Here is a 13,784-nt window from a genome sequence, read left to right on the forward strand (position 1 = left end):
CGCGCTGCCGCGGTGTCGGCACCGCTGGGCGGCTGTGGCCGGCCTGCTGGTCCTGTCCCCGATCAGCGCGGAGTACCTCATCGGCTACGGCGAAAGCACTGTCGGCCGCTGGAACTGCTGGCGGGCCTGCTCATCCTCGCGCCGCTCTACGGAACCGTCGCGGTGCTCATCCGCGAGATCACTCGGCGGACCGGTCGCGGCTGGCCGACGATCCTGCTATTGAGTGCGGCCTTCGGGGTGATCCAGGCCGGTTTGATCGACCAGAGCCTGTTCGACAATGAGGTCGACGCCGATGATCCCGACTGGGCGACCCAGGCGCTGGTCACCCTCATCCCGGGTCTGGGGGTCGATGCGGCGAGCCTGCTGAACTACGTCGGGGGCATGTGATCTGGAGTTTCGCCGCTCCGATCGCGGTGGTCGAATCCTGTGCCCCGCGCATCGCGAACCGGCGGTGGCTGGGCCCGGTCGGCGTCGGCGTCATGGTGCTGCTTTGGGCGCTGAGCGCCGTGCTGATCTTCAACGACACAGCAGCGGACTCCACCGCCGGCCCGGCGCAGCTGAGCGGCGCCGGGTTGGTCGCCGTTGCCTTGATCGTCGCCGCGTTCACCGTCCGGCCCGCGAGGGACCGGTCGTCTGCGGAGGTGCCGTCGTGGTGGCTGGTCGGCGGTGTCACAGGGGTGGCATGGTGCGCCAATCAGCTGCTGCCGACGACCTGGGTGGGGGTGACGGTGAATGTCGTCGCCATGGTCGTACTCGGCTGGCTGCTGCTGCGCTGGTCGCGCCGCCAGGGCTGGGGCCGTCGGCACGTACTGGCCGCTGCGGGCAGTGCCGTCGTTGTCCGCGCCGGGCTGTCCTTCCTGGTCGAACCGCTCGGCGGCAACGTGGATGGCGCGGTGAAGTGCGCGGTCAACACCGCGATGCTCGGTGGTGTCGCCGCTCTTCTCCTCATGGCCGCCCACCGTCTGCGTCGAGGGGAGCCGAGCGCATGCTGACCGTCCGCGGCATCTCCTACCTGGTCGGCGAGGCAAGCACCGACGATGTGCGGCGGGACCTGGAGGTCATCTCCCGGGATCTGCACTGCACCACGGTGATGCTCATCGAGGACGGGAAGCGGTTGATCGATGCCGCCCGCACCGCCCTCGAGACCGGTCTCGGCGTCTACATCCGGCCCAGCGTTCCCGAGCTGCCTCAGCCGAAACTCCTGGAGCACCTGGACGCCGTCGCCGAGGCGGCCGAAGAACTTCACCGGGAACACCCGGACCGGGTGACGCTCCTGGTCGGCAGCGAGTTCTCGCACACCGTGCCCGGCATCGTCCCCGGACCTCGCTCGTTCCTGCGCTTGAAGCTCATCGTGCGTTTCCACCGCGTGCTGCGGCGCAGGATCGACCGGCGGCTCCACCGGCTGCTCACCGCCGCCGTGACCACCGCGCGGCGCCGCTTCGGCGGGCCGGTCACCTACTCCGCGGCCGGGTGGGAACACGTCGACTGGTCGCTGTTCGACCTGGTCGGCGTCAGCCTCTACCGCTCCAGCCGCAACCACCCCACCTACGCAGACCGCCTGCGCAGCCTGGTTCGCGACCACGACAAGCCCGTCGTCATCACCGAGTTCGGGTGCGGTGCCTTCACCGGAGCCGACCAGCGGGGAGCCGGTTCCTTCTGGATCGTCAACTGGTTCGCCCTACCCCCGCACTTCCGCGGCGACCACCCCCGCAACGAAGCCGTCCAGGCCCGCTACCTCGGTGAACTCATCGACCAGTACAACGCGGAAGGCGTGCACGGCTGCTTCGTGTTCACCTTCGCCATGCCCGACTTCCCGCATCACGACGATCCTCGTCTCGACCTCGACAAGGCCGGTTTCGGGGTCGTGGCGGTGAGCGGCGACGGTGCGTGCAGACCCAAAAAGGCGTTCCACGAGGTCGCGCGGCGCTACGGCGACATAGCCGTGGCCCGACAGGACCGACATGAAGACCCAACGGGGTCCCACTGAAGGCCCACAGCCGAAACGGCCCGCCGGAGAAGCCGACGGACCGTCACGACACCTTGATGCTGACTCGCAGCGCCTGTCAGTACTGGTGCCATAGGGGAATCCGGCATTCCTGGCGGCGTTGTAAACATTCAACGCTGCCAGGTCGAAGTACGGGCTGTTCAATCGCTGTCGCCCAGTGCGGTCGTCGGCGTGATATATGCGTCGCGCGGTGGGCGGGCGGGAGGTAGGCGAGGGCGGTGAGGACTGCCTGCAGTTGCCCTGCGGGCAGTCGCAGGGGTGGGTCGGCGACGGCGGTCCGGATGAGCAGCCAGGCGTAGGGGATGGCAAGGGTCAGGCCACGGACGCCGAGGACTCCGTACAGCCCGGCTTCCGTGGTGATGGTCGGCGCAGTGCGCCGCCGCCCGGTCCCAGAGCGCGCAGCGGTCCGAACTCGCGGGTACGTTCGATCAGGTCAGGCTGGTGGTGGCGGTGACGCCGACGACCACGATGAGTACGGTAAGGGCGACGAGCCCGAGTGCGGTCGTGCCCGTGACCTGGAGCGTGTCCCGTCTGCTGTCCCGGGCGACCCCCGCACCCAGGTCCCCGGCCTGGGCCGGGCGGCAACCGGGTCGGCCGGGCGTCTCGGAGGCGCCCGACCGCGGTGGGTCAGTGCGTGACGTCGAAGGTGGCGGCGCGGGGCACGAACGTCGAGTCCCCGTCCTCGGCCGTCGCCAGCGCCGAGACGTACCAGGTGCCCTTGGCCAGTTCGGCCGCCTCCCGCTTCGTGACCTTCAGCGTGTAGGTGCAGCGGGTCGTCTCGTCCGAGGCGCTCTGGCACTTGGCGCTCTCCGCCGAGCCAAGCTCCGCCTCGGTCGGGTCGAGCTTGGAACTCGCGGGCCAGGCAAGGACCTTGAGGTCCCGGATGCCCGAGTCGTCACTCACGTCCACGGTGTAGGTGAACGAGCCCGCGCCGCCGTCGGACGGGGCGACGTAGCGGGCCGAGCCGTTCTCCAGGGTCGGCTCCGCGGGGGCCGAGGCCAGGGCGAGACCGCCGGCGGCCACTCCGCCGAGGGCGACGGCGCCGATGAGCGAGGAGAAGAGGATGCGCTTGGACATGGGAGAACCCCCTGAGTTCGTTGGAGAGTTGGATACGCGGGAAAGCGTGGAAGAACCGCTGGTAGAAGCGGTGGCCGACCGCGTTCTCGATGTGATCGAGCCTATGGCCGCAGGTATGGCGCCGTCCTCGCGCTGCGGGACGATTGGCGCGTCGAACCGCAGATAGAGCATCTGCAACCCAGGTAAGAGACCGGGATCCGCCTTCAGCCGGAGTCGGGCCGCTCACCTGCGGCCATAGCCTTGATCCGCCATGAAATCCGTCATGAACCGAACCGACGACCGGCTGCTTCCGGTCCTGCTGATCTGCGCCCAGGCCGTGGTGTGGCCCGGGGCGGCGCTGGTGCGCGGGGCCGTGCCGCCCGCGTCCGCCCTCCTCGTGGCGGCCTTGGTCGCCGGAGTGGTGACGGCCGCACTCGCTCTCCGCCATACCCGCCCGGTGGCTACCCTCGTCGTGGTCGCCGCCGCCTGTGCACTGGGCGCCGGGCCGCTGCCCGCCGGGGCGATGGCGGTACTCGGCACCGCGGGTGTCGCCCTCGCCCTGTTCACCGTGGCGACCGAACGCGACGCCTTCACCGCCGTGTTGTGCGTGGTGGCGCTCGCCGCCTGGCAGCTGCTCCAGGGCATCAGCCTTTACGGGCTCAGCGACCGCGACGGACTCGACCTCGTCCTGACCGCGGTGCTGTACGCCGCCGCGTGCGGCGCCGGCCTCCTCGTACGGCGGACCCGTCGCACGCGGCAAGCGGCCGAACAACTGCTGAAGCGGGCCGAGTCCGAGCGCCACCGGCTCCCGGCGGCCGAACGGCGCCGGATGGAAAGGGAGTTGCATGATGTAAGCGCCCACCATCTGACGGCCGTGGTGGTCACGGCGGGGGCGGCCCTCGGGCTGCGCGAACGTCGTCCCGAACTGGCCGAGGAGGCACTGGAGTTCGCGGTTGAGACCGGCCGCGAGGTCAGCCGGGCTCTCGGCGCGGTACGAGCGCCGGCGCCCTCCCGCGAGGACCAGCCGTCACCACAGGAACGGCTGCTGGACCTGGTCGCGGGGTTCCGGCGCCTGGACCAGCAGGTGGACTGCAAGATCGGCCCCCTGCCGGACGGCGCCGTCGCGGACGCGGCGTACGGCATCGTGCGCGAGGCGCTGACCAACGTGGCACGGCACGCCCCCGGTGCGCATACGAGGGTGCAGGTCCGGTACGGCGACACCCGCACTGACGTCGTGGTGACGAGTGCGGCACCGCCGGCCGGTGCGACGGCGCACGGTGCGGGACTCGGCGGGGGACGCGGCCAGGGCTTCCTGCGGTCACGGGCCCGGGAGGCGGACGGCACCCTCACCACCGGCCCGACGCCGGAAGGCGGTTGGGAGGTGCGCGCGGTCCTGCCCGGCCGGACCGCCGCCCCGGTGGAGCGGTCCGTTGCGCGGAGCTACCGTCTGGCGCAGCTGACGGCCGCCGTCGGCATGGTCGTCCAGCCGCTGCTCCCGGTGCTGGTCGTCCGGGCGGAGGACGCGTCGAGCGGCACGCGGGTGTCCGCGGGCGTGCTCTTCGCGCTGCTGGCCGCGGCACAGGCGGTGGCACTGCTGTGGCTGCGCCGTGCGCCCCGCGTGGCCCAAGGAGTCCTGTTCGGTCTGGCCCTGCTCTGGCCGGTGGCGATGGCCACGGGCGACTACACCGGTCCGGCGGTCCTGCCCCCGGCGCTGAGCCTGCTGGCCACCTGCGCGGCGCTTACGGCGGACGCCGCCCGTACGGCAGCAAGTCCGTCCCTGGCCGAAGACCGCCCGCGCCTGGCCTTGTTGCCCCGCACCGCCGTTCCGTCTGCTGCCAATGTCTGCCCGCGCCTTCGTCTGTCGGCCCTCCCGGTCGCCGCCGTGGCAGCGCACGCGGCGGCCGCGACGGCAGCCGTCCTGGACCGGGGTACGACAGTGCCTGTCCTGGCGGTAGTCGCGGGGACGACGGCCGCGGCGTCCCTGGCGGCCGGCGCGGCCCGCTGGGCCGGAGCCCTGCGCGGGCGGCGCGACCGGGCTGCCCAGGGCACGCGGAACGAACGCCTCGCGGCCTGGACGGAGGAGGCCGTCCGGGACGCGTGGGCCGAGCGGCGCCGGATCGCCGCCGGACTGGAGACCACCGTGCTGGCGCGCACCGCCGACATGGTCGCGGCGGCGGAGGCGGGCCGTCTCGACGCCACAGCCGAACGCGCCCGCGAGGCCCTGGCCGCGATGCGCGCCCTGCTCGACACGGTCCGGGAGGGCGAGACAGGGCCCGAACTGCGGCCGCAGCCCACCCTTCAGGCGCTCGACCTGCTCGCCCACCAACTCCGGGCCACCGGCCGCGAGGTCGAGATACGGCTGACCGACCGCGTACCGGAACGACTGCCCACCGCCGTCGACCTTGCCGCCTACCACGCCGCCGAGACGGTGCTCGCGGTCGGCGGCGAGGAGGCCGCGGTGCTCGAACTCGACGCGGACGACGGTACGTTGACGCTCACGGCCACCGGGGTGCCCCGCGCCGCCGACCCCGCCGTACGGGAGCGGCTGACCACGCGAGTCTCGGCGCTCGGCGGCACGCTCACCACCGGCCCGCAGGGCACCGTCCGCCTGCGGCTGCCACTTGCGGTCGCGCCGGGCGACGAGGAGAGGGAACGAGAGCTATGAGCCTCAACGTGCTGGTCGTCGACGACCAGGGCATCGTACGGGCGGGGTTCGCCGCCGTGATCGACGCCGAGGAGGACATGACGGTCGTCGGCGAAGCCGCAGACGGCGCCGCGGCGGTGCGGCTCGCCGAAGAGCTGGCACCCGACGTGGTCGTCATGGACGTACGCATGCCCGAGCTGGACGGCATCGCCGCCACCCGCATCATCACCGGCAGGGAGAACGCGCCCAGGGTCCTCGTCCTGACCACCTTCGACCTCGACGCGTACGTCTTCGACGCGCTGCGCGCCGGCGCCTCGGGATTCCTCCTCAAGGACGTACACGCCTCCGAACTGCTGCAGGGCATCCGGGTGGTGGCGGCCGGCGAGAGCGTGCTCGCCCCGTCCGCGACCCGCCGCCTCATCGGCCACTACGCGTCCGGACCGCCCGCCGCCGTCCCGGCCGGGAGCTCCCCCGAGCTGGACAGCCTGACCGGCAGCCAACGGGGCGTCCTCACCCTGGTCGCGTCCGGCCTCACCAACGCGGAGATCGCCGAGCAACTCGGCATCACCGTAGGCACCGTGAAGTCCCACGTGAATGCGCTGCTCCGCAAACTCGGCCTGCGTGACCGCGTTCAGGCGACGATCCTCGCGTACGACCTCGGCCTCGCCCGCCCGAACCCACCCGGCACCCATCTCTGACCACCACGACGCAACCAAGGAGTCCATCCCCCGTGACCGGTACCGATTCCGATTCCAGCCGATCCGTCCCCCGGCGTCTGCGCGACCACTTCGGCGTCGTCGGCCTCGTCTACCTCGTGGTCTGTGCCGTCCTGCTCGTGTGGGCGCTCGTGGTGACCGTCGCCGACAGCTCGGACGAGTCCATGGCGGGCGTCATCCCGCTCCTCGCCACCGCCCCCGCCAGCCTCGTGTTCCTCGTGTTGCCGGACAACAACGTGATGTTCATCAGCGCCGTCGCCATCGGGGCAGAGGTCAACGCCGCAATCATCGGCTGGTGCACCCGCGCACTACGGCGCGGCAACAGCCCCGGCTCCGCATCCTGAGCCCCGGCCGCACGACGATCGGCGGGCCGGGAGGTGTCCGCTCCGGGGCTCCGGGGCTCCGGGGCTCCGGGGCTCCGGGGCTCCGGGGCTCCGGGGCTCCGGGGCTCCGGGGCTCCGGGGCTCCGGGGCTCCGGGGCTCCGGAAGACAGTGGGATTGAGGTCAGGCCTCAGATGTCTGCGGCGGGTGGGTCACATCGTCCAGGATGGCGTCGAGTAGACGGGGGAAGCGAGCGTCGAGTTCCGCACGGCGCACAGTCACGTCCTCGGGAACCATGACGACGTGCCAGCCGTGACCGGCAGGCGCTGCCTGGTCCCGCATGCGAAGCCAGTCTGCAGCGCGCCCTGGCCGCTCTTGCGTGAAGGATGGGCGGTGGCGGCGAGGTGCTCACCGCAGCCGTCGCCGGCCGAGGTGGTGCCGCGGCTCAGATGAGACGCCTGTCTGTTGACCGCCCGCTACGCGTCGCCTGAGCGGCTTCCGTGAAGCCGCTCAGGCGGTCGGTGTCAGGCGGTCACGACAGGCATCGCCTCGAAGGTGTGGTTCTGCCACAGGCGGCGCGAGGTCTCCTCGGGGTACGTGGTGACGACGGCGGCGTGTCGAAGATCCGCGTCAGGCGCTGCCCGGCGTCGTACGTGGGCCAGCCGGGGTCGCCCGAGGCGGCGAAGGAGGTCCAGGCCGTGCGGATCTGGGACGTCAGTTCGCGGGCCTCGGTGTGATGTTCGGGGCCGATGGCCACCGGGCCCAGGTGGGCGTCGCAGGTGCCGAACAGCAGCGGGCCGTCCAGGCCATGGCAGGCGCGCAGCAGTCCGCCGCGGCCCGGGGACTGCCAGGCGAGTTCGTACAGGTATGCTTTCCCGCCCCCGGCGGCCTGAGCCTCGGCGAGGTGCACAACGGGCATACGGAACAGCCAGTCGGTCTGCACGAGTTCGAACAGGTCCTCGGCGGACTTGTCCGGGAACGCCTCGCGATAGGCCCGCTCGCCGCTCTGGCCGGGGCCGAAGTGGCACAGCGCCTCCGCCGCCTGCTCCTCGGTGACGTTGCCGAACAGGTTGCCGAAGAGGAAGAACGTGCGCCACTCGTCGCGGCGCGAGCACTGGCACGTCGAGGACCATCACCACGTCCGGGACACCACCCTCGCCGAGGACGTCTCCAAGATCCGCACCGGGAACACGCCTCGCGCGATGGCCACTTTCCGCAACCTCGCGATCGCCCTGGCCCGCCTCACCGGCTGGACCAACATCGCCCACGCCACCGACTACTACAAGTCACACCCCGACCACGCACTCGACCTCGTCCAACCCGACAGATGAGAACGCAGGTCCCCTGCATCCGCACCGGTACCTCTTCCCGCGTCATGGCGACCCTGCGCAACCTCGCCGTCGGTCTCCTCCGGACATCGCGGCTGCCGCCGACCACCATCGGTCACGTCCCGAACGCGCGCTCGACCTACTTCATCTCGCAGCCTGAGACGCATCAGCCTGGCTCCGAATCGCGGTGCGGACCGCGATGAGTTCCGGTGCCCGGGCAGGTCTATCCCTCTACGAAGCGAGAGGAGAAGCGTGATGAGCGCACCCGAGGTCCTGATGGAAGGCGTCGTGTTCGGCGAGTCACCGCGCTGGCACAACGAGCAACTCTGGTTCTCCGACTGGGGCGCGAACCAGGTGATCGCGCTTGACGCCGACGGCCGCCACGAGGTGGTGGTAACCGTCCCGTCATTCCCGATGTGCATCGACTTCCTGCCCGACGGGCGACTGCTCGTCGTGGACTCGGCACAGCGACGGCTGCTGCGCCGGGAACCCGACGGATCACTCGTCCAGCATGCCGACCTTTCCAAGGTCTCGGAGAAGCCGTGGAACGAAATCGTGGTCGACGACCGGGGCAACGCCTATGTCAACACCATCGGTTTCGACTTTCCCGGCGGTGAGTTCGCGCCGGGCTTGATCGTGCTCGTCACGCCGGAAGGCAACGTCGATCAAATTGCCGACGACCTCGCGTTCCCCAACGGTATGGCGATCAGCCCAGACGGTGCCACGCTGATCGTTGCTGAGTCGTATGCGAACCGGCTCACCGCCTACGACATCGGCAGCCACGGCGGCCTCGGCAACCGCCGTGTGTGGGCGGAGACACCCGACGACCACCCGGACGGAATCTGCATGGATGCCGAAGGCACCGTCTGGTATGCCGACGTCGGCAACCAGCACTGTGTTCGTGTGCGCGAGGGCGGTGAGGTACTCGCTGCAGTCGACCTGGATCGCGGCGCCTTCGCCTGCGCGCTCAGCCGCGGGGACGACCCCCGCCTGTTCGTCGTCGGCCAGACCTGGGGCGGACCCGAGTCGCGGCAACCCAGCGGGCGGGTTGTGGCGTTCCCGGCACCAGCACCGGGTGCCGGGAAACCCTGACAGAGCCAGGCTCGGCGTCCAGTGTCGGTATGGACCGCCTTCGGTGTCCCGCTTGTGGCCGGGCAACCCCATCCAGGGAGGATGGCACGCGAGCACGGCCTATTGTTCATGATCAACGGCTTTGGTGACCTTGATCGTCAGGCGTTGCGTCTCTCGCCGGCGAATCGGACGCACCGCCCATGACAATGCATAAGCAGCCGGTCAACTCATCTCACCAACTGAGAACGCATTAGCCATGGGTGTCGGCGTACTTGCCCGCGAAATGATGTGAAGGTGGGTCTTCGTTACTTCAATCAGACCGGCTGGACACCAGCTGACCAACGACCTGGCGACAGTCCGGCTCCGTGGGGCGAACCAAGGGGTCGTCCCAGCCGGCCACGGCATAGCTTGGGGCGCGGCGGCTGGGGCGGGCGGAAGCCAGCCGTCCTCGGCGGCAGACGTCAGGGACGGCAGCCCTGCACCTTCTCAGCGAAGGTTCAACAGCTCGACGCGCCCGAGGCATCGACGTGGCCCTGGCCGATCGCAACCAGCCCGCGGTCCAGGACCTCCTGGACCTGGCCGAGGGCCGAGATCGTGGTCACCAGGCCCTGGGCCTGGTAGTGGTCGACGACTGGCGCCGTCTCGCTGCGATAGACCTCCAGTCGCTTACGAACAGTTGCCTCGCGGTCGTCATCGCGCTGGTACAGCTCACCGCCGCAGACGTCGCAGGCTCCTGCCACTGCAGGCGGGCTGTAGTCGACGTGGAAGGTGTGTTCGCGGTCCCGACGGCACAGCCATCGTCCAGCGATCCGCCTGACCACCTCGGCTTCGGGAATGTCCAGGTCGAGCACGGCATCCAGCCTCGACTCCGAGTCGGCCAGGATGCCGTCCAGCGCCTCCGCCTGGGCAAGATTGCGGGGGAAGCCGTCCAGCAGGAATCCGCGCTCGGTGTCCGGGCGGGCAAGGCGCTCTTTGATCACCCCGATCGTGACCTCGTCCGATACCAGAAGGCCGGCGCGTATGTGCGTGTGGGCGTTCTGCCCAAGCTCGGTGCCCTGGTCGATGTGCTCGCGGAACAGGTCACCGGAGGAGATGTGCTGGATCGACAGATGCGCGGCAAGGCGCACTGCCTGCGTGCCCTTGCCGGCTCCGGGCGGCCCGATCAGGAGGATGCGCATCGATGAGGTGTCCCTTCGTCGTGCGTGGCCAGGGTCAATCCCGGGATTCGAAGTAGCTGGGCGTCGTGACTGCGTAGACGGCCGTTCTGTATCCAGCAGATGATATGCACCGTGAGGTCTTTTCTCCTGGCTGCCCCGGTGTTTCCTCGTCGTCCGGCGTGGTGGTGCATTGATCACTTGAGGGTGCCGGTACTTGCTGACCGTCCGCCAGTTCAGCCCGGTCTCCTTGGCGACCTCCGACAGACTCAACGCCCCGGACTCCACCAGGCCCCAGAATCGCCGGAGTTTCAGCCACCGCTGCGCGTTCAAGACCAGGGCCCACCCCTCTCTGCAACCTCGGACAGGTCCTGCGCGACGGGGCCCGGAATGTAGGGGATGCCCAGGCCGAGGGTTTCGGTCTCGAGCTGTTCGGGGTCGACGTCGGGTGGGGTGTACAGGGCGGGGCCGCAGCGTCAGCATCGACAGCCCGGCCGTCGACTGGGCCCGCGTCATCATCATCGAACACCCCGGCCCCCCGCAGGAGTTGACTGTTCCCACGCAGGACGGCAGCACATCGGTGATCGCCCTGTTGCGGCGGGACTGGGAGTTCTTGTTCAACCAGCTGCGCTCCACCCATGCCGTGGTCGGCTACCTGCACCCTGTCGCCGCCTCGGCGCCCGTGCTGGGCGGCGAGCCGGAGCGCTACTACGAGCTTGCCGCCGCGGACGCCGAGGCGGTGCCGGGAGCGGTCGACCCGTCCTGGACGCGGCGCGGCGGACAGCCACACAGCGTGCCGCTGCTGCCCGCCGCCCCGGCTGTCAGCGACGATGACGAAGCCCACACCATGGTCCGCATCATGGTCGAGGACGTGGCCACCAGCCCGACCGGGCCCGCCGAGCGGGAGGCCTGGCAGCGGATAGGAGGCCTCCCTCGGCAGTTTGCCGGTCGGGTACCGCACGGACCTGGGCCGTTTCCTCCTCGACGCCCTGGACACCGTCACCGGGGCCGAAGAGGGCACCACGGCATGGCGGATGCGTACCTTCATTGCCGGGCCCGACTGGGACCAGCTCGGCTTCGCCGTCTGCTCCCCCTGACCGACCACACCCGCGCCGCGTTCTCCGCCTGGCTCCAGCTGCGCCACCATGAACACGGCGAGCACTCGGACCTCGTCGACCTCAGGTCGGTGTGTGTACTGCTCACGCTCCGCACCGACGGCTACCGGGACTGGGACACCACCGTGGTGGCCGTCAGCGGCAACCCAGGCGGTGTCTTCAACGCGCGTACCTGCTGAGCTTGTCGAACATATTCCGTTGACTGAGGGACGGCCGAGGTACGAGACTGCCGCCCTGGTCGGGATCAACGGCATACGTGGGACGGTGTGCGGTGGCTGGCTCGGACATGGCCCGTGACCTGCAAGCCAAGGAGACCCTGCCGCTGTGGACAGCGGACTTCCGGCTGTTCTTCACCGCCCGTACCACCTCTCTGCTGGGCGACGCGATGCTCCCCGTCGCGATCACGGCCGCCGTGATCCGGGCGGGGTACGGCGCGAGTGGGGTGGGCTATGCGCTGGCTGCGCTCGTAGCGCCGTTCGCAGCACTGATCATCTTTGGCGGGGTGCTGTCCGACCGCTTCGGTGCCCGGCGGCTGATGGTCATCTCGGACACAGTCCGGTTGTGCTTTCAGGCGGTACTCGCGCTGCTGTTCTTGCTAGGGACGCCGCACCTGTGGCAGATCCTGGTGCTGCTGGCCCTGGTCGGGGCGGGTAGCGCAATCTTCCAGCCGGGAGTCGCCAGCATCACCCCGCGCATAGCCCGGGACGTGCAGAAGGCGAACGCCACCCTCCGCATTTCAGAGTCCGTCACCGTCGTGATTGGCCCGTCGCTGGCCGGCCTGCTGCTGGTGGTTTCCTCACCGGCAACGGTGGTCGCCCTCGACGCCTTGACCTATGGGGTCAGCGGCGCCTGCCTACTCCTGCTCCGCTCGGTCCCGATGGGCCCGGCCGGGCGAAGCGGCGAATCGTCGTTCCGGGCCGATCTCGTCGAGGGGTGGCGGGAGTTCCGGGCCAGGACCTGGCTGTGGAGTGTCATCGTCGTCTTCATGCTCTGGCAGGTGGCTGGCGCAGGCCCCACCATGACCCTAGGCAACAGTACGCTGGTCACCGACTACGGAGCATCGGCGTTCGGCTTGGTCATGTCGTCCCTCGGGGCGGGAAGTGTGCTGGGCGGGATCGTCGCGATCAGGCTCCGCCCGCGGTATCCGCTCCGTGCTGGCGCCCTCTCCATGATCCTGTGGGCGCTCATGCCGTTGGGGGTCGCTCTCGGCCTTCCCGCGCCGCTCATCGCCGGGTGCTACGGGGTGAGCGGCGTGGGCATGGCGTTCTGGATCGTCATGTTCCACACGAGCGTGCAGACGCACATCCCGCAGGACGTCCTCGGCAGGGTGCACGCGTACGACGCGGCCGGCTCGCTGGTGATGAAGCCAGTCGGGCAGGCGGTGGCAGGGCCGCTCGCGGTCGTCGTGGGGACGGTGCCGCTGCTGTGCGTGTCCGCGTCCATGGCGCTCGTCGTCTGCGCCCTGCTGCTGGCAATCCCGGCCGTGCGCGGCCTGAAGCGCGTAGAGCGCTAGGTGTATTGCCCCGCAGCGTTGTTGACGCGGCTGATGGGTGGCTGGCCTCGGAGTGCGGTGTGGCAGCGGTGGTGGTTGTAGGTGTGCAGAAAGTCTGGCAGGGCGTCGGTAGGTCGGCCAGCGTCTGCTGCCAGGCGAAGCTCTTGCGGTAGGGCCAGGCGTTGTCGGTCAGGACCCGCTCGATGCGGTCGATGCCCGATGCGGTGAAGAAGGCCGCCGCCCGGCGCAGGAAGGCTGCGCAGGTGGCGGCTTTCTCATCCGGGTGGATCTCGCTGTAGGCGAGGCGGCTGTGGTCGTCGACGGCGGAGTGGACGAAGTCGAAGCCCATGGCGCCGCGTGTGGCCCGGCCGGCCTGGCGGCCCAGCGCCTTGTGCCCGCCGCCGTCGGGGATCCGGCCGAGCTTTTTGACGTCGACGTGGACCAGTTCGCCGGGCCGGTCGCGTTCGTAGCGGCGGATGACCTGGCCGGTGGGCCGGTCCAGGAAGGACAGGCGGTTCAGGCCGTGCCGGGTGAGGATGCGGTGCACGGTCGAGGCGGGCAGGCCCAGGATCGGGCCGATGCGGGCCGGGCCGAGCTTGCGGTCCTGCCGAAGACGGCACACGCGGGCCTCGATCGCCCCCGCCCTGCGGTGCGGTGTCGTGCGCGGACGGCTGGACCGGTCGTGCAGTCCTTGCTCGCCTTCGGTCCGCCAGCGGCGCATCCACTTGTGAGCGGTGACGCGGGAGATGCCCATCTCGGCGGCGACATGCGCGACGGGGCGTCCGGTGCGGACACGTTCGACAGCAGCTGCCTGCCGTGAACGGTCAGCCGGGCATTACGGTGGGACACGAAGACCTCCGTGCGGTGAAGACTCGACACCTC

The 13,784-nt window shown here is 70.2% G+C and carries 13 protein-coding genes and 1 pseudogene; 10 read left to right on the forward strand and 4 right to left on the reverse strand.

Annotation, left to right across the window (positions count from 1 at the left end; genetic code table 11):
- Positions 1-12: 12 nt before the first annotated feature.
- The 3 genes from ABD357_RS40860 to ABD357_RS40870 are packed head-to-tail and all read left to right on the forward strand — an operon-like array spanning position 13 to position 1,987.
- A complete protein-coding gene (locus ABD357_RS40860) occupies positions 13-387 on the forward strand; it encodes a hypothetical protein (protein WP_344396522.1) in 375 nt (124 codons plus the stop codon).
- Positions 384-992 carry a hypothetical protein gene (locus tag ABD357_RS40865; protein WP_344396523.1) on the forward strand — a complete coding sequence of 203 codons (609 nt, stop codon included), beginning with the start codon at positions 384-386 and terminating at the stop codon, positions 990-992. The genes ABD357_RS40860 and ABD357_RS40865 overlap by 4 nt, the downstream gene beginning before the upstream one ends.
- Positions 986-1,987, forward strand: a complete 1,002-nt coding sequence (locus ABD357_RS40870) for a glycoside hydrolase family 113 (RefSeq protein ID WP_344396524.1) — start codon at positions 986-988, stop codon at positions 1,985-1,987. Before ABD357_RS40865 ends, ABD357_RS40870 begins: the two co-directional genes overlap by 7 nt.
- 645 nt (positions 1,988-2,632) lie before the next feature.
- On the opposite strand, the gene ABD357_RS40875 is transcribed toward ABD357_RS40870, so the two are convergent.
- Positions 2,633-3,082: a DUF5707 domain-containing protein gene (locus ABD357_RS40875; RefSeq protein ID WP_344396525.1), complete on the reverse strand. Its 450-nt coding sequence runs from the start codon at positions 3,080-3,082 to the stop codon at positions 2,633-2,635.
- A 262-nt stretch (positions 3,083-3,344) separates the two neighbouring features.
- Between ABD357_RS40875 and ABD357_RS40880 the strand changes: the two genes are divergently transcribed.
- The 3 genes from ABD357_RS40880 to ABD357_RS40890 are packed head-to-tail and all read left to right on the forward strand — an operon-like array spanning position 3,345 to position 6,765.
- Entirely contained in the window at positions 3,345-5,726 is a 2,382-nt protein-coding gene (locus ABD357_RS40880) for a sensor histidine kinase (protein WP_344396526.1), read from the forward strand.
- Positions 5,723-6,403 carry a response regulator gene (locus tag ABD357_RS40885; RefSeq protein WP_344396529.1) on the forward strand — a complete coding sequence of 227 codons (681 nt, stop codon included), beginning with the start codon at positions 5,723-5,725 and terminating at the stop codon, positions 6,401-6,403. Before ABD357_RS40880 ends, ABD357_RS40885 begins: the two co-directional genes overlap by 4 nt.
- A 32-nt stretch (positions 6,404-6,435) precedes the next feature.
- Positions 6,436-6,765, forward strand: a complete 330-nt coding sequence (locus ABD357_RS40890; protein ID WP_344396531.1) for an SCO4225 family membrane protein — start codon at positions 6,436-6,438, stop codon at positions 6,763-6,765.
- Positions 6,766-7,274: 509 nt separating this feature from the next.
- Here the strand turns inward: ABD357_RS40890 and ABD357_RS40895 are convergent.
- On the reverse strand, positions 7,275-7,811 hold the full coding sequence (locus ABD357_RS40895; protein ID WP_344396642.1) for a carboxylesterase family protein: 537 nt from the start codon (positions 7,809-7,811) through the stop codon (positions 7,275-7,277).
- A 19-nt stretch (positions 7,812-7,830) separates the two neighbouring features.
- On the opposite strand from ABD357_RS40895, the gene ABD357_RS40900 reads away from it, so the two are divergent.
- Both ABD357_RS40900 and ABD357_RS40905 read left to right on the forward strand, forming a co-directional pair.
- A complete protein-coding gene (locus tag ABD357_RS40900) occupies positions 7,831-8,073 on the forward strand; it encodes a hypothetical protein (protein WP_344396533.1) in 243 nt (80 codons plus the stop codon).
- 252 nt (positions 8,074-8,325) lie between these two features.
- Positions 8,326-9,162 carry an SMP-30/gluconolactonase/LRE family protein gene (locus tag ABD357_RS40905; protein ID WP_344396536.1) on the forward strand — a complete coding sequence of 279 codons (837 nt, stop codon included), beginning with the start codon at positions 8,326-8,328 and terminating at the stop codon, positions 9,160-9,162.
- A 476-nt stretch (positions 9,163-9,638) separates the two neighbouring features.
- Here the strand turns inward: ABD357_RS40905 and ABD357_RS40910 are convergent, their stop codons facing one another.
- Positions 9,639-10,319, reverse strand: coding sequence for an adenylate kinase (locus tag ABD357_RS40910; RefSeq protein ID WP_344396538.1), 681 nt, complete (start codon positions 10,317-10,319; stop codon positions 9,639-9,641).
- Positions 10,320-10,743: 424 nt separating this feature from the next.
- Between ABD357_RS40910 and ABD357_RS40915 the strand changes: the two genes are divergently transcribed.
- Together ABD357_RS40915 and ABD357_RS40920 are read left to right on the forward strand one after the other, a co-directional pair.
- Positions 10,744-11,589: a hypothetical protein gene (locus tag ABD357_RS40915; protein WP_344396540.1), complete on the forward strand. Its 846-nt coding sequence runs from the start codon at positions 10,744-10,746 to the stop codon at positions 11,587-11,589.
- Between the two features lie 92 nt (positions 11,590-11,681).
- Entirely contained in the window at positions 11,682-12,923 is a 1,242-nt protein-coding gene (locus tag ABD357_RS40920) for an MFS transporter (RefSeq protein WP_344396542.1), read from the forward strand.
- Here ABD357_RS40920 and ABD357_RS40925 read toward each other — a convergent pair.
- A pseudogene (locus tag ABD357_RS40925) lies at positions 12,920-13,751 on the reverse strand (leucine zipper domain-containing protein). The gene ABD357_RS40920 and the pseudogene ABD357_RS40925 overlap by 4 nt on opposite strands.
- Between the last annotated feature and the right edge of the window lie 33 nt (positions 13,752-13,784).

The organism is Streptomyces vastus (assembly GCF_039532825.1).
GTDB classification, from domain to species: Bacteria; Actinomycetota; Actinomycetes; order Streptomycetales; family Streptomycetaceae; genus Streptomyces; species Streptomyces vastus.

Excerpts from the sequence above, each read along its gene's own strand:
- ABD357_RS40870 (WP_344396524.1), top strand. The coding sequence starts at position 986 with ATGCTGACCGTCCGCGGCATCTCCTACCTGGTCGGCGAGGCAAGCACC.
- ABD357_RS40905 (WP_344396536.1), top strand. The coding sequence starts at position 8,326 with ATGAGCGCACCCGAGGTCCTGATGGAAGGCGTCGTGTTCGGCGAGTCA.
- ABD357_RS40880 (WP_344396526.1), top strand. The coding sequence starts at position 3,345 with ATGAACCGAACCGACGACCGGCTGCTTCCGGTCCTGCTGATCTGCGCC.
- ABD357_RS40885 (WP_344396529.1), top strand. The coding sequence starts at position 5,723 with ATGAGCCTCAACGTGCTGGTCGTCGACGACCAGGGCATCGTACGGGCG.
- ABD357_RS40910 (WP_344396538.1), bottom strand. The coding sequence starts at position 10,319 with ATGCGCATCCTCCTGATCGGGCCGCCCGGAGCCGGCAAGGGCACGCAG.
- ABD357_RS40875 (WP_344396525.1), bottom strand. The coding sequence starts at position 3,082 with ATGTCCAAGCGCATCCTCTTCTCCTCGCTCATCGGCGCCGTCGCCCTC.